16 protein-coding genes are annotated in these 14,861 nt (G+C 62.6%); 9 read left to right on the plus strand and 7 right to left on the minus strand.

The genetic code is table 11. The features are described from left to right. Positions 1–31 precede the first annotated feature (31 nt). From VNT00_RS08515 to VNT00_RS08545, 7 genes are all read left to right on the plus strand, one after another. Positions 32–322 carry a toxin-antitoxin system TumE family protein gene (locus VNT00_RS08515; protein ID WP_325586430.1) on the plus strand — a complete coding sequence of 97 codons (291 nt, stop codon included), beginning with the start codon at positions 32–34 and terminating at the stop codon, positions 320–322. Further along, a complete protein-coding gene (locus VNT00_RS08520) occupies positions 319–666 on the plus strand; it encodes an HVO_A0114 family putative DNA-binding protein (protein WP_325586432.1) in 348 nt (115 codons plus the stop codon). The genes VNT00_RS08515 and VNT00_RS08520 overlap by 4 nt, the downstream gene beginning before the upstream one ends. A gap of 134 nt (positions 667–800) precedes the next feature. After that, positions 801–1,814: an Rpn family recombination-promoting nuclease/putative transposase gene (locus tag VNT00_RS08525; RefSeq protein WP_325586434.1), complete on the plus strand. Its 1,014-nt coding sequence runs from the start codon at positions 801–803 to the stop codon at positions 1,812–1,814. A gap of 10 nt (positions 1,815–1,824) precedes the next feature. Further along, positions 1,825–2,370, plus strand: a complete 546-nt coding sequence (locus VNT00_RS08530; protein ID WP_325586436.1) for a DUF488 domain-containing protein — start codon at positions 1,825–1,827, stop codon at positions 2,368–2,370. A 167-nt stretch (positions 2,371–2,537) separates the two neighbouring features. Then, the gene (locus VNT00_RS08535; protein WP_325586438.1) at positions 2,538–2,867 is read left to right on the plus strand and encodes a type II toxin-antitoxin system HigB family toxin; all 330 of its coding nucleotides are present in this window, start codon (positions 2,538–2,540) and stop codon (positions 2,865–2,867) included. Beyond that, on the plus strand, positions 2,864–3,277 hold the full coding sequence (locus VNT00_RS08540) for a helix-turn-helix domain-containing protein (RefSeq protein WP_325586440.1): 414 nt from the start codon (positions 2,864–2,866) through the stop codon (positions 3,275–3,277). Before VNT00_RS08535 ends, VNT00_RS08540 begins: the two co-directional genes overlap by 4 nt. A 410-nt stretch (positions 3,278–3,687) precedes the next feature. Next, positions 3,688–6,063 (plus strand): autotransporter outer membrane beta-barrel domain-containing protein, encoded by a 2,376-nt coding sequence (locus VNT00_RS08545; protein WP_325586442.1) that lies wholly within the window; start codon positions 3,688–3,690, stop codon positions 6,061–6,063. 14 nt (positions 6,064–6,077) lie between these two features. On the opposite strand, the gene VNT00_RS08550 is transcribed toward VNT00_RS08545, so the two are convergent. From VNT00_RS08550 to galU, 4 genes are all read right to left on the minus strand, one after another. Next, positions 6,078–7,412, minus strand: a complete 1,335-nt coding sequence (locus tag VNT00_RS08550) for a 3-deoxy-D-manno-octulosonic acid transferase (RefSeq protein ID WP_325586443.1) — start codon at positions 7,410–7,412, stop codon at positions 6,078–6,080. Next, entirely contained in the window at positions 7,409–8,383 is a 975-nt protein-coding gene (waaC, locus tag VNT00_RS08555; RefSeq protein ID WP_325586444.1) for a lipopolysaccharide heptosyltransferase I, read from the minus strand. The genes VNT00_RS08550 and waaC overlap by 4 nt, the downstream gene beginning before the upstream one ends. 142 nt (positions 8,384–8,525) lie before the next feature. Then, positions 8,526–10,043 carry a mannitol dehydrogenase family protein gene (locus VNT00_RS08560; RefSeq protein ID WP_325586445.1) on the minus strand — a complete coding sequence of 506 codons (1,518 nt, stop codon included), beginning with the start codon at positions 10,041–10,043 and terminating at the stop codon, positions 8,526–8,528. Positions 10,044–10,221: 178 nt separating this feature from the next. Further along, positions 10,222–11,055, minus strand: a complete 834-nt coding sequence (gene galU / locus VNT00_RS08565) for a UTP--glucose-1-phosphate uridylyltransferase GalU (protein WP_325586447.1) — start codon at positions 11,053–11,055, stop codon at positions 10,222–10,224. 193 nt (positions 11,056–11,248) lie between these two features. On the opposite strand from galU, the gene VNT00_RS08570 reads away from it, so the two are divergent. Next, positions 11,249–11,980, plus strand: coding sequence for a GntR family transcriptional regulator (locus VNT00_RS08570; RefSeq protein ID WP_325586449.1), 732 nt, complete (start codon positions 11,249–11,251; stop codon positions 11,978–11,980). Positions 11,981–11,992: 12 nt separating this feature from the next. Here the strand turns inward: VNT00_RS08570 and VNT00_RS08575 are convergent, their stop codons facing one another. Genes VNT00_RS08575 through VNT00_RS08585 form a run of 3 tightly spaced genes read right to left on the minus strand, consistent with a single transcriptional unit; the run spans position 11,993 to position 13,941 of the window. Continuing rightward, on the minus strand, positions 11,993–12,166 hold the full coding sequence (locus VNT00_RS08575) for a hypothetical protein (RefSeq protein WP_325586451.1): 174 nt from the start codon (positions 12,164–12,166) through the stop codon (positions 11,993–11,995). Between the two features lie 3 nt (positions 12,167–12,169). Beyond that, a complete protein-coding gene (locus tag VNT00_RS08580; protein WP_325586453.1) occupies positions 12,170–13,078 on the minus strand; it encodes a type III pantothenate kinase in 909 nt (302 codons plus the stop codon). After that, a complete protein-coding gene (locus VNT00_RS08585; RefSeq protein WP_325586455.1) occupies positions 13,075–13,941 on the minus strand; it encodes a biotin--[acetyl-CoA-carboxylase] ligase in 867 nt (288 codons plus the stop codon). Before VNT00_RS08585 ends, VNT00_RS08580 begins: the two co-directional genes overlap by 4 nt. A gap of 98 nt (positions 13,942–14,039) precedes the next feature. Between VNT00_RS08585 and VNT00_RS08590 the strand changes: the two genes are divergently transcribed. Next, positions 14,040–14,789: an alpha/beta hydrolase gene (locus VNT00_RS08590; RefSeq protein WP_414650910.1), complete on the plus strand. Its 750-nt coding sequence runs from the start codon at positions 14,040–14,042 to the stop codon at positions 14,787–14,789. The last annotated feature ends 72 nt before the right edge of the window (positions 14,790–14,861 follow it).

The raw sequence follows: 14,861 nt of genomic DNA on the forward strand, positions 1-14,861 counted from the left end.
TTGACAACAATTTTCAACGGACACATAATCCTTGACAAAGGCTAAGCAGCTTCTTAGGCAGCGCCATAATTTATCGGCGACTGGGCTGGTCGATATTGTTATATGGGAGGTTCCTGCAAGTTTGCCGGGTAGCAACCACTCATTAAAGTATCGCTTGGCATTCGTTGTGGAAGGCGTATGTGTTTTGCGCTACGACAATGAGGCCGGTAAAGGTGATCATAAGCATATCGGCAATAGCGAAGTACCGTATCATTTTATTGATATGGATAAGTTGCTTGATGATTTTTGGTGCGATGTGGAAAACTGGAGCCGCAAGTTGTGAATACTGTGACGATTGGCGTCGAATCGGTTGACTCCGTCAAGGCGCGGCTTAAAGAGGCCGTGCGTGGCAAGCCGCAAGGCGCTTTTATTACCTTTGCTTCTGTCGATTCGATGTGGGAAACCCTGAACCAGCGCCGCTGGGAGATTGTGCGTGCCATGACTGGAGCAGGGCCAATGTCCATCCGCGAGATCGCGCGGCGGGTTGACCGGGACGTAAAGGCCGTGCACGGCGACGTCCATATTTTGCTGAATGGAGGCGTGCTGAATAAAACGCCAACCGGCCAAATCGAGTTTCCCTACGATGCCGTCCATGTCGATTTTCTGCTGGAGCCTGAGCATGCGTAGCTGTTTCACGGGTCAGCCCACTTTCTTTGTCGCCGATGCCGTAGTTTTGCGCAGTGATATTTGCATTCACTGGGTGGGGTAGCCTGGTCGGTTCTTTCTTATAGTGCTTGCATTCATTACGCGTAGGATCCGGCATGAACAAGCACGACGCCAGCTACCGCCTGTTGTTCCACAACCCGCACCTGGTACGAGGCTTGTTCCAGGGCATTGTGAGCGGCCCTTGGCTGGAGGCCCTGGATTGGGACGGCCTTCAAGCGCTGCCTACCGATTACATTTCCGACAAGCTGCGCCAGCGCCAGGGCGATTGCGTCTGGCGCATTCCGCGCCGGGACGGGCAGGCGTTGTTTTTGCTGTTGATGCTGGAACACCAGTCGAACAACGACCATGCCATGGCGCTGCGCATGCTGACCTACCGAGGCCTGCTGTACGAAACGCTGTTGCGGCGCGAGCCGGGCCTGTTGCCCACGGCCTTGCCGGCGGTGCTGCCGCTGGTGCTGTACAGCGGTGTGCCGCGCTGGAGCGCCGCCATCGATGTGGCCGATCTCATTGAGCCAGCGCCGCCGGGGTTGCAGGCCTACCAGCCTACGTTGCGGTATTTATTGGTGGATGAAGGGCAACTGGTGGAACAAGGCGGCTTGCCCGGCGATAACTTGGCGGCGCTGCTGTTCCGCCTGGAGCACAACCGGGGCCTGGAGGATGTACAAAAACTCATTCAAACCGTGTATAACTGTACTGAAGGATCGCAATACCGCGAATTGCGCCGTGCGTTCGTAAGCTGGACGCGCCACGTGTTGCTGCCTCGCGCGTTGCCGCAGGTGCAGGTGCCGCCCGTGGACGATTTACTGGAGATTACCGATATGTTGGCAGACCAATCACGATCGTGGACACATCAGTGGAAAATGGAAGGGGTACAGGAGGGACTGCAGGAAGGGCGCCAGGAAGGACGGCGCGAAGGTTTAAAAGAAGGTCTAAGAGAAGGTCGACAAGAAGGCGAGCTTGTCCTGCTGAAGCGGCTGCTTGCCCGCAAGTTCGGCCCTCTGCCTGACGAGGCTGAGCAGCGTCTGAAAGCCGCCACGTCTGCGCAGCTGGAAACCTGGTCGCTGAATATTCTGGATGCTGAAACGCTGGAAGAGGTGTTTCAGGAATAGGCTGTGCCGCTTGGCTCCCTTTATTTTCACGATAGGGCATTCGAACCGGCCGGCGGATGTGTTTATCGATCTTCTTCGGCGCAATGGCGTTGGGCGCGTGCTGGACGTGCGCACGGTGCCGCGTTCGCGTCATAATCCTCAGTTCAACAAGGAGACGCTCCCAGACACGCTGGCCGAGGCGGGAATTGCCTATACGCATTTTCCCGGGCTGGGCGGTTTGCGGCATGCTTTGCCGGACTCGCCGAATGGAGGTTGGCATAATCTTTCGTTCCGGGGCTATGCCGACTACATGCAGTCGGCCGAGTTTTCCGGGAACGTGGATCAGGTTGCGGCGCTTGCGGCCAAAGAGTGCTGCGCGTTGATGTGCGCCGAAGCTGTTCCCTGGCGCTGCCATCGTTCGTTGATCGGCGATGCGCTGCTGTTGCGGGGCGTCGCCGTGCGCGACATTATCGGGCCGCAAGAGCCCAAACCGCATACCCTGACCCCGTTCGCGCGTGTGGATGGGTTGTGCATCACCTACCCGCCGGCGCAGCCGGGGTTGTTTGATCTGAAATAACCTGGGTATTTTTCCGCAAGACTTTTTGCACTCATTCAGCGGTTAAGTCGCTGCTCCATTGTCTATATTGGTATCCCTTTGGCTTTGGATCTCGAAATGAGTGCGAATCGATGCGATATTTGCTGCGCCGGGCTCGTCCTGTTGGCTGAGCCAATAGGAATGCGGCAATGCCGTTGCACACTCAATCTCATTTTGAGATAAAATTTGAAATGAGAGTGATCAGCAATCGTGCCTTAAGGGCCTTCAGCGCAAAACAGCCCGGCGCGGCGACTGTTCTGCAGGGCTGGCGCCGGATAATCGAAAAGAACTCATTCGCTAATTGGGCAGCTCTGACGGCGGCTTTTAATACCGTGGATAAAGTGGGTGAGCTGGTGGTATTCAATATAGGCGGTAATAAGTATCGTCTGATCGCTTACATCCGCTTTGAAAAGCAGATTGTTTACGTCAAGGCAGTTCTTACCCACCGGGATTATGAGAAAGGGGCCTGGAAAACATGAATGCGCATGTTGACATGAAGCGCTTGCTTCCTGCCTGGGAGCATTTCCGTAAAGCTACCGATATAACGCCCATCAGAGATGAGGCGCACTATGCGCATTTGGTGGGGGTTCTTGAGGCCTTGCTGGAGGAAACACAGGGCGACGAAAGCCATCCGGCCATGGGCTTGGTCGATATTGTTGGCGATTTGATCGAAAACTACGAGGCCGAGCACCACGCGTTGCCCGAGACTAATGGTATTCAAGCTTTGAAGTTTCTGATGCGGCAACACGGCTTGAGGCAAACCGATCTTCCTGAAGTCGGCAGCCAAGGAGTTGTTTCTGAAATTCTTGCCGGGAAGCGTGAACTCAATATTCGTCAGGTTCGTGCGTTAAGCAAGCGCTTTGGTGTTTCCAGCGCGACGTTTGTTTAGTGTTGTGCGTGTGTATGCACAAGCCCGCATTGCGTTAGTTATTGAATATATATCAAAATTATTCATTTTGTTTCATAATCCGACTGTCACAAACGTGACTTATTTATCCATCGGAGGAAACAACAATGATTGATCAATTGTCGATGTCGCCGTGGCTGGAGAAGTTGTCGTGGGTGGGAAATAGTGGCCGGGGGCGGTACCGGAGTCTTCGGGATTGGGCTGTTTTGTCGGCCTGGGCCTTGAGGCCTGCCCGTGGAGGGGCTGCGACCGGGGAAGGTGGGGCAGCGTGGGAGGAAATTCCCGCAGATCCAGTCTGGGAAGGAATACGGCAGGCGGTTCGGGCGTTTGCGGCTGCCTGCGTGTTGAATTGTGGGTTTGTCGCGATGGCGGAGGCGCAGGCGCTGCCATACTTGATCGATTTACGGCGGCATGGGTCGTTGTTCGAGGGGCTGGCGGAGCCGCCGCCCGACAATGTGAACGGCATGGTTGTTGGCAAGGCGCTATCGGGGGAACCCGAAGCGCCTTTTGTGTTTTCTGGGGTCATGCATATTGCCGATGCGCAATTCGAGTCGCATGCCGATTACTCCATCGGCGGCAGTGCCGCTGTGGTCAACACGCATGAAGAGGCAAAGGCGTATTTTGGCGGCGTTATCAGCAATATGCCGGGTTCGACGCAGGGCTTGATGAAGCTGGGTGCGGGAACCCTGGCACTGTCGGGCGCGAACACGTATTCGGGAGCGACGTTTTTGTTGCAGGGGACTTTGCAGGCGCGCAGTGACAGCGCCTGGGGATGGGCTTCGCTGCAGGCGGCTACGGGCAGCAAGCTGGAGTATGCGCCGGGGGTGGTGATGGCGTCGCCGCTGCACATTGCGGCGCTGCGGGTGGAGGATTGGGCGTCGCCGGGTTCGTATGGGCCGGTGGCGGCGCCGGAACACGCCGACAAACTACGCTGGTCGGTGGCGGATGGTCAGGCGGTTCATGCAGGCCTGCTGCAGGGGGATGCGCCGTTTGTGAAGCAGGGGGCGGGGCGCCTGAACATCACGGGCGACGCCTTGGGGTATACGGGCGGGGCCCTGGTAGAGCAGGGCACGTTGGCTGTCAATGATATGTTTGGCGGCGCGGTGTCGGTGGGCGCGGGTGCGCGGCTGGAAGGGGGCGGCATGGTAAGCGGCGCCGAAATCATGGCGGGCGGCACGCTGGCGCCGGGCAACAGCATCGGCACGTTGAGGGTGGGCGGTGATTTGCGCTTCGAGCCGGGTTCGCGCTTTGAAGTGGAGGTGGCGCCGGACGGCGCGGGCGATGCGGTATGGGCGAGCGGCAAGGCGATGCTGGCTGGCGACGTGATGGCGTTGGCGCAAGCCGGCCTATGGCGGGCCAGCACCAGCTATACCTTGCTCAAGGCCGAAGGCGGGCTGGACGGCACGCGCTTCGATGCCGTTTTGGCGCCGGTGGATTTTGCCTTTTTGACTCCGCAGCTTTCCTACGCGGAAGATGCCGTTACGCTGACCTTGCTGCGCAACGAAACGCCTTTGGACGACGTGGCCGAAACGCCGGACGAAACCGAGGTGGCCGAGGTCATCGAAGGCGAGGAGCCGGGTTCGGAGGGCGGGCCGGAACCGGTCTTGTACGACGAACTGCTGGTGCTGGACAGGCCGGCGGCGCGCGATGCTTTGCGGCAGTTGTCGGGAAGCTGGTCGGCCTCGGTGCTGTCCGGGCTGATGGACGACAGCCGTTTTGTACGAGAAGCAGCCCTTGGCAATGCGTACGAAACCGGGCTCTGGAGCCGCGGGTTTTATTCTTCGGCAACGCGCGATGGCGTAGAGGGCGTGCCGGGCGACAGTCGTTCGCTGCACGGCGTAGTGCTGGGGGGCAACCGGGATATGGGTTCTGGGTGGCGCCTGGGCGGCTACTTGGGTGTCCAGCACGCGCGGCTGGATCGCGCCGGAAGCGGCGGCGTTGAACGCGGCGCCGCGTTTTTCGGAGATATGCCGTTGGACGGCGGGCGCGCTTCGGCCACGGTGCAAAGCACGCATTTGGGATTTGCGGCGTCGGGGGGGTGGAAGCCGCTGCGGTTGGCGGTGGGTGTGGCGCATACTTGGCATGCCGTTAAAAGCCGGCGTCAGGTGGCGTTTGGAAATTTCAGCGACTCGTTGAGTAGCCGGTACCGGGCGGGTAGCGTGCAGGTCTTTGCCGAAGCGGGCTGGCCCATGTGGTTGTCCAAGGTGCAGCACCCGCCTTCCGCGCGTGAGGAAAACATGGCGATACTCGATCGGGGCGACCTGGGTGGTCGCCCCGATTCGTTGGTGCCGGAGCCTCGAGTAAGCGCGGCCGCTTCGGGTCCGCGCGATCACCCTGATCCGTTGATACTGGAGCCGTTCGTGCGCTTGGCTTACTTGCGCACGCGCGCGCAGGGGTTCGACGAGAGCGGCGGTGCGGCTGCCTTGTCGGTGTCTCCGGCTCGGCATTCGGTATTGTTTTCCACCCTGGGGCTGCGCCTGGAGCAGTCCGTGAATACAGGCAAGGGCCAGTGGCGTCTGCAAGCGCAATTGGCGTGGCACTACGCCAGCGGCGCCGGGCGGGTGGCGGCTGACCAACGTTTCAGCCACGGCGCGGGCCGCGAATTTACTTCGCATGGCCTGCCCATTGCACGCAAGGCCTGGTCGCTGGATCTGGCTGTGACAGGCCGGATTTCCAGGCGCGCCAGTCTGTCGCTGGGCTACGCGGGCCAGTTCGCCGTCGGCTCGCGCGACCACGGCGTGCGCGTGAACGCGCAGTGGGTGTTCTAGAAGATTGATTGCGCCTAGCGCTTGAGGCTTTTCAGTTCGTTCAGGCCGGCTACTACGCGGGCGACGGCGCCTGTGTGTTTTTGCACCCAGTGCGTGCCGGCCTGGCTCATTTTATTCAGGCGCGGCGGGTCGTTCAGCAGTTGCAGCGCCAGTTGCAGGGCGGCGTCGGGGGTGGGCGAGCGCAGGGCGGCGCCTTCATCGATGGCGTCGGCCACGGCCTGCTCGAAGTTCTTGGTGTGCGGGCCCACCACTACCGGTGTGCCGATGGCGCAGGCTTCTATAAGGTTTTGCCCGCCCAGCGGCAGGAAGCTGCCGGCTACGATGGCGACCTGGCTGGTGGCGTAGTAGCGGGGCATTTCGCCCAGGCTGTCGCCCAGCAGCACGGCAACATGGTTGCACACGCGCACGCTGGACGATGTTGTGCCGCAGTGGTCGGCGGCCAGTTCCGAGCGGCGCGCGAAAGGCAGGCCCGATTTGGCCAGCAGGCCGGCCACTTCGTCGAAACGCTGCGGATGGCGGGGGATCAGCAGGAACAGGATTTCCGGGTCGAGCTCGTTGCTTTGCGCGCTGGCGCGTTTCAGGTGCTTGGAAATCGCCTGGATGAAGAGCTCGTCCTCGCCTTCGCGCGTGCTGGCGATGGCAACGACCTTGCGGTGCAGGGCGGCGGCGAAGGCGCGGCCGCGTTCGACCTGGTCCATGGGAATGGATACGTCGAACTTGAAATTGCCCGACACGCGCACGGCGGGGGCGCCGGCCTGTTCCAGCCTTTGGGCATCCAGCCACGATTGCGCGTACACCGCCTGCAGGCTTTCGTAGGCCTCGCGCATGACGCGGCCGGCGCGCAGGCTTTGGCGCAGCGAGTTGTCGGAAAACCGCGCGCTGGCCAGCATGATGGGGATATTCATGCGGCGCGCCGCGGCAATGATGTTGGGCCAGATCTCGCGTTCGATGAGCACGGCGATGCTGGGCTGGTAGTGTTCCAGGAAACGCCGCACGCTGCCGGTGAAGTCGTAGGGCATCCATTGCTGGGCCAGTTGGCCCCGGGCAATGGCGTCGGAGAATATGCGCGCGCCCTCGGCGCGGCCGGTGGCTGTCATGTGGGTAAGCAGCACCTGGTCACCCTGGTCGAGCAAGGCCTGCACCAGCGGCTGGGCGGCGCGGGTTTCGCCCAGGCTGACCGCGTGCACCCATATGGGGTTGCGTAGCCGGGAAGGCTGCGGATAATAGCCGAAGCGCGGCCCCGACAAGACCTCCCAGTGGCCGCCGGCGCGGCGCGCGCGCAGGCTCATCCAGACGATCAGGCCCGGCGACAAGGCGCGAATGGAGAGGTTGTAGAGAAAGCGGTTCAAAAAACGGACTCTCGGTTTTTGCGGGGCAGTGCCTGTTCGATGGCGCTTAGTACCGTTTGGGCCGACGGGGCGCGGTCGCGCTCGCCCAGGCTGGCCGTGTAGCCGGGCCCTTGCAAGGGGGTGCGCACGGGGGTCGAGGCTTTGTAGATGCCGATGGTCGGGCGGCCCAGGCCCGCCGACAAATGGGTCAGCCCGCTGTCCAGGCCCACCATGATGCTGGCGCTGGCCAGTACGCGGGCGGTGTCGGTCAGGCTCATGCGCGGCAGCACTTCGGCAAGGGGGCGGCCGGAGGCCAGCGCCTGGGCCCGCATGGTTTCGTTGGCGTTGCCCGATAGCAGCTTGAGCGTCAGGCCGTGCTTTTCCAGACTGTCGAACACAGCCTGCCAGTCGCTGGCGGGCCAGAGTTTGTCGTCGCGGCTGGCAGAGGGCATGATGACGGCATAGGGTTCGATGGCCGTGTTCCGGGTAAAGCTCTGCAGGCCGAAATCGGGCTCGCCCTGGTAGGTGTAGCCGAAGGCGGCGGCGGCCAGTTCGCGCTGGCGGGTCACCGCGGGTTGCCAGAACTTGACCCGGTGCTTCACGTTGTAGAAGAACGAGGCCAGGGGTTCGCGCGCCGACCGGATGTCCAGGCCATGGCGCAGCCCTTTGGTCTGGCGCACCAGCCAGATGGATTTCATCAAAGCCTGCATGTCCAGCACGACGTCGTACTGGCGCGCCTTGAGATTGGCGCGCAGCTCGGCGCGCTCGGCGCGGCTGCGGGCCGACCACCATTGCTTGCGCCAGCGCCGGTGGGCCACGGGAATGACTTCGTGCACAGCCGGATGCCACGCCGGAATTTCAGCGAAGGCCTCTTCGACGATCCAGTCGATCTGCGCTTGCGGCACATGCGCGGCAATGTCGGAAATGGCCGGCAGCATGTGTACCAGGTCGCCCAGGGACGAGGTGCGCACTATAAGTATCTTTGTCGTCATGCGGCGATTATAAAGAGAATCGGGAGCGGGACGGGGATTGTGCGCGATGCGCGGCGATTCCGGCCGGGCGCCTTGTGCAAAGCCCTGGCTGCGAACTGGTGTGCTGTGGGGCGAAACCGCGCACCAGGCGATGCGACGCCGGTCAGGACGACATGGCCCGGTGTTCGGGGTTGTTCAACAGCTTCAGGGCGCCCACCGTGCGCTCGGAAAGCAGGTCTTGCAGCGCGGCGGTGACGCGCCGGGTGAACTCCAGATCGTTGGGCAATTCGGCACCGAAAATGGCGCGAACGCCCAGCAGGGCTTCGGCCAGGTCGAAGGCGCCGGCGCTGCGTCCGCCCGCCAGGCGCACGGCCTGCGACAGCGCGGAGGCTTGCGGATCGCTGATGTGCAGGTCTTCGGCGCGCTCGTTGCGGCCCGTTAAATAACGCATCCAGGCGGCGATGGCGGTGGCGTGGCGTTCGATGTTCTGGCCGTGCGCCATGCGTGTCTTGATGGGTTCGAGTATGCCCGACACCAGGACGGGAGAGCTGTCGATGGCGGTCTGGGTCGTGGAGATGTCCAGGGCGGAGTTGGCGAAGCGCTTGAGCAGGCCCTGCTTGTAGGCGCCCCAGTCGCCCGTGTGCTTGGGCAGGACGAAGATGGCGTCGTCGAGCAGGCCCTCGATATAGCGGGCGATTTCGGGTTCGCGCATGGCCTGTGCCAGCGTTTTGAAGCCGGCCACGGCGCCCAGGTGGGCCAGGGCGAACTGCCCGGCGTCGCGCATGACGGACTGGGCATGTTCGAACGGCGCGACGTGAGGCGCCAGGATGGCGCCGGCGCTTTCCCATTTGGGCCGGTCGGCCGAGAACCAGTCTTGAATGACCCATTGCGAGAAGGGTTCGGTGACGACGGGGGCGCCGTCGTGCAGGCCAAGCAGGGTTTCGGCCGAGGCGATATCGGCGGCCGTGGCGGCATGGGCCATGCGGTCGACCAGCGAGCATGGGCAGGCGTATTGGTCCAGGAAGTGCTGAAGGAGATCTGGGTCGTTGAGGTCGTCCTGCACGCGGTCGATGTAGTTTTCAAGCACGCGCTGCAGGACTTTGCCGTTGGCGGGCAGGTGGTCGCAGCTGAGCAGGGTAAAGGGAGGCAGGCCGCGCAGCTTGCGCTGGTAGATGGACCAGGCCAGCACGCCCAGCGGCGAGCGCGCGCTTTGCGGCGCGTTGAGATCGAGCTGGATATGGGGCAGAGAAGCATCCAGGCAATCGTGGCCGGCGTCGTAGGCGTAGGCCTTTTCGGCAAGGGTCAGTGTAACGACCTGGGTTTGCGGCGAGCAGAGGGCGTCGACGACCTCTTGCCGGGCGTTGGCCATGCAGACGACCCGGTTCAGGCTGCCGATGACCCGCGCCCTGCGGGTTTCGTTGTCGTCGACCAGTACGGTGTAAAGGCCGTCTTGCGGCGTCAGGGCGTCGCTGGCGGCGCGGTTTTGCAGGCTGGCGGCAAAGATGCCCCAGTTGGCGTCGCCGGCCTGCATGGCCTGGTCGGTGTAGATGGCTGAATGGCTGCGGTGGTAGGTGCCCGAGCCCAAATGGACGATGCGTGTGGGTACGGCGCTGCGGTCGTAGGACGGCTTGACGATGTTCTGGGGCACCTGGCCCAGCGTGGCGTTCGATAACTGTTCCATGGCGTTTTACCCTGGGAAGAACGAAAGGTGTACGTCAGCGAATGGTTTGGGCTGCAGCGGCATGCGGCATTAAGTATTATCGTGCCGCGCGCGAACCCTGGCAATGGTTGCCAATGCCGCGAAATCCACTGAAACGGGCGTTACACAGACCGTCGCCCCGGCGGCGGCCCCCGCTTGGCTACTGCAGCCCGTGGTATTTGCGGCCCAGTTCTATGGTGGCCTGGAAAAAGCCTTCCTTGCTGCCGCAGTCGTAGCGGGTGCCTTCGTACTGGTGGCCGAACACACTGCGCTCCTGCAGCAGGCTGGCGATGCCGTCGGTCAGCTGGATTTCGCCGCCCACGCCCGCCTGGGTGCGCCGCAAATGCTCGAAGATCTCGGGTTCCAGCACGTACCGGCCTACGACCGCCAGGGTGGAGGGTGCCTGGTCGGGGCTGGGTTTTTCGACTATGCCCTTTACCAGCGTGGTCTTGCCGTTGACCTTGTCGCCCGAGACTATGCCGTATTTGGAAGTGTGTTCGCGCTGCACGTTCTGTATGGCCAGCACGCTGCCGTTTTGCTGGTGGGCGGTTTCGACAAGCTGTTGCGTGGCGGCGGTGGGGGCGTCGATAAGGTCGTCGGCCAGCAGGACGGCAAAGGGTTCGTTGCCCACGATGGGAGCGGCGCACAGCACGGCATGGCCCAGCCCCAGCGGGGCGGGCTGGCGTGTGTAGATGCAGTTTACGTACGAGGGGATGACGTTGCGCACGATCTCCAGCAGCTGGGTCTTGTTTTTTGCGGCCAGCTCTGCTTCCAGTTCGGGGGCGCTGTCGAAATGGTCTTCGATGGCGCGCTTGTTCCGGCCCGTCACGAAAATAAGGTCGGTGATGCCTGCGGCAATGGCCTCTTCGACCGCGTATTGAATCAGCGGCTTGTCGACGATGGGCAGCATTTCTTTGGGCATGGCCTTGGTGGCGGGCAGGAAACGCGTGCCCATGCCGGCAACGGGGAAAACAGCTTTACGTATGGGTTTCATGAGTTGGGATGCAGTGCGTCGCGTTGGCGGCAGAGTCGTTCGATGCGCTTATTGTAGAGGAAGTAGCCAGGCTTCCCGCATTTGATGTTTGCCGAGTCAGTCGTGTAATTAACGGTTAATTTTGGTCAATACTCGTCGTTTGTTTTTATAAATATTGTCTAAAATTGTGGAATTGTCTTTAACCTTAAGCATAATGTTTATTTCTGCTACTGACCGCGTGCGCTCGGAAATCGAGTCTCGCATTGTGAATGGCACGATGCCTCCAGGGGCGTCGCTGGACGAATCGCAATTGAGCGAGCTTTTTTCCGTATCGCGCACACCCGTGCGCGAAGCATTGCTGCAACTGGCCACTTTGGGGTTCGTCCGGATCATTCCGCGCTCCGGCATTTTTGTGGTGCCGCTGTCGGCGCGTGAACTGGCATCGCTGTTCGAGGTGCTGGCGCAAATGGAAAGCCTGGCCGCCAAGTTGGTGATCCACCGCATCAACGAAGAGCAGATCAATATGCTGCGCAAGGTGCATGCCGGCGGCAAGGCCGCGGCGCAATGCGGCGACGTGGAAGCTTTCATCGAATACAACAAGGCGTTCCACGAAGCTTTGTACTACGTGTGCGGCAACAGTTTCCTGGTCGAGCAGATCCTGCATGTCCGCAAGCGCATCAACCCCTATCGCACGCGCAGGGCCGACTATGCCAAGCATCTTCTCGAGGCCTGGGGCGAACACGACGAGTTGCTGGACGCCATCTTGAGCAAGGACGAGGATACAGCCATGTCCCTGGCCAGCCTCCACGTGCTGAAAAGCGGCAACGACGTCGCCGAACTGGGCGGCGCCATGGGCGGGCATGCGGTGTTCGACACCGAATACAACGGGATGCCCAGAATGTCCATCGAACTGCCGCGCGTTCCCAGCCGCCGGCACGCGGCCTGAGGCGGCCGTACTCTAGCCGGGCTGCGTAGCGCTGCCCGGCGCGCCCAGCCGTATGGCCTGCGGGTTGATTTCCTGCGGAGGGTTGGGTTGCAGGCCCTGGCTGTAGGGCGCTTTGCCGAAGAAACCCATGCCCAGTCCGAAGACGGCCAGGTTGGCGATGACGACAAGAATGAACAGGAATTTCATGGGCTATTCTTTTTGCGGCTGATCGCCGCAGTTTGGCGCAAATCGGGCCAGGCCGGCAAGCCCGTCCAAAACAGGGTTGGCCAGCCATTCTATGGGATCGCCGGATACGCCCAGCCGCGCTTGCGCGGCGTTCAGCAGTCGCTGGGTTTCATCTTTGACGAGGGGCCATCCGCCCCCCGAGGCATAAAGGCGGGGCGCGGCGCTGCATGACTCCAGCGTTGCCAGCCATTGGCGCAAGACGGCGCCGGCCTGCGCGGCGGCGATGCCGGTGACGATGGCCTGGTGCGTGTCGGTGGGGAACTCGGCGGTGGGGCCCTGGGCTTCGGGCAAGTGGGCCGTGGCCTGAGCCAGGGAGGCATTCATCAGGGCCGGGCCGGGCAGGATCAGCCCGCCGCGAAAGGCGTAGCGCTGGCCAGGGCCTGCCGTGTCGTTTTGGCGTGGCGAGGCGTTGCCGGTGTCGGCGTATGTGTTTCCGGAAAGCGGGCTATCCTGGGGAACCAGGGTGTCGATGGTGGTGGCGGTGCCGAAGCTGGCCAGCATGGCGGGCGCGGATGGATGCGTGGTTCGCATGCGCTGGGCCAGGCCCAGCAAGGCCACCCAGCGATCGGGGCCGAGCTGCCCCGGCTGGCGGTAGTGGTTGTGCACGTCGAGCGCGCTGGCCTGGCTGCCGACCCAGTCGATGGCCGGAATGTATTTGGCCATATGCGCCTGCAGGCGGCCGGCCATGGCGGCCCCGGCCACGTTGACGCCGATGGCGCCGGAGGGGGCCGCGGGAAGCTGGCGCAGCCAGGCGTCGACCTGCTCGAGCTCCGCGTGCGGCAGGGCCAGCGCCTTGGATTCGCGATGGCTGGTGTCCGGCTGGACCCAGCCGAATTTGATACGCGTATTGCCGGCGTCTATAAGAATGATCATGTCCGCACCGAAACCTCGCCCACGGTGATGGGAACGGCGCCGTCGGGCGTGCGCACCATGAGCTGCCCATGCATGTTGATGCCGCAGGCGATGCCGGCGTTGATGATGCGGCCGTTGTCCAGTACGTTGACGTGTTGGCCTGCCAGGGCGTCGAGATGGGCATGGCGGACGGGGAAGGACTCGAAGCCGTGGCGCATGAGCGTGTTGATGGCGTCGTACCAGGCTTGCGCCACGGCGCTGACCAGGGCATGGATAGGCGTGCCGGCGGCGTCGGGACAGCAGGCGGCGATTTCGCTCCAGTCGGCGACCTGCCGGTTCAGCGACCGGCTTAGCGCGCGGGCATCGTCGAGGTTTATGCCGATGCCCATGATCGCGACGTGATGATCGGCGCTCAGGCGCGAGGTGCCGGCGCGGGTCGTTTCCACCAGAATGCCCGCCAGCTTGGCCGACTTCCACAAGATGTCGTTGGGCCATTTCATGGTGAGGTGGTTGAGCTGCTCGGCGTCGAGAAAGCCGCGCAGCGCCTCGCAGGCGGCAATGCCGGCCATGGGGGACAGCGCGGGCAGCAGGAGCTGCGGCACGAAGATATCGAACGCGCACGAGAACATGAGGTTGGCCCCGGCGCGGTTTTGCCAGGTGCGGCCGGCGCGGCCGCGGCCTTCTTCCTGCAGGTGCGCGCCCACCAGCCACGGCCGGGCCAGCTGGTATTCGTTGGTGCGCGCCTTTGCGAGCAGGTTGGCGTTGGTGGACGACGTGCGCTCGGACCATTCGATTTGCTTGAATTGCGGCAGGTCGTCCTGCAGTTGCTGTACAAGCGATTGCGGTGTGGGTAGCGCGGCGGCGGTGTCGGGCGTGGCGGTCATGGATGTTATTTTTATGGTTGTGTCGTGGAGGCGCCGGCAAAAGCATTTTTGCTTGCCTGTTTTCCATACAGGGATATTATGCTTTTTTTAATCGGATTATGGTTGTAAACATGGGAAAAACCTCATTCACGGGCCTGGCCGGCGCCATTGATTGCGTGGTCGAATGGCCCGAGTCCGAGCCCCGGGGCTGGGCGCTGGTTCTGCACCCCCATCCTTTGCATGGCGGTGCGCGCGACAACAAGATCGTGACCACGATAGCGCGGGCTTGTTTGCAGGACGGCCTGGTGGCTGTGCGGCCGAACTTTCGCGGGGTGGGGGAATCGGCCGGCGAGTTCGACAAGGCGGTGGGCGAAACGGCGGACATGCGCGAGCTGGTGCGCCAATTCGTGCAAAGCCATCCCGAAGCCGCCGCCGGCAAATGGGTGCTGGCGGGGTTTTCCTTTGGCACCTCGGTGGCGGCGCAACTGTACTCCATCTTGGCCGAGGAGAAGGGGGCGCTGCGGGGCGGTGACCCGGCGGCGGCCACGACGGTTGCGGCTTCGCCGGGCCAAGGCCAGGACGAGCGGGCTGTTCCCGGGGAAGCGGCGTTGCCCGATTTGCTGATTCTGGTCGGCTCGGCGGTAGAGCGGTTCCGGTTCCGCGAGGTTGTGGTGCCCGACGATACGCTGCTCGTTCATGGCGAGGCGGACGAGGTCGTGCCACTGGCCGAGGCCATGGACTTCGCGCGCGCGCGCGGCCTGCCGGTGGTGGTGGTGCCCGAAGGGTCGCACTTCTTCCATGGCAAGCTCATCATGCTGAGGCGGCTGGTGCAAGAACGGCTGGCGGCGCTGTGGGCGGGTGTTCATTGATCAATCCCGTTCCGCCCGTGGCCGGGCGCCTGGGCGCTTGAAGCGGATTTGAATTGCGTGCGCGGCCGGCTC

The organism is Eoetvoesiella sp. (genome assembly GCF_035555955.1).
In the GTDB taxonomy this organism is placed as follows: domain Bacteria; phylum Pseudomonadota; class Gammaproteobacteria; order Burkholderiales; family Burkholderiaceae_B; genus Eoetvoesia.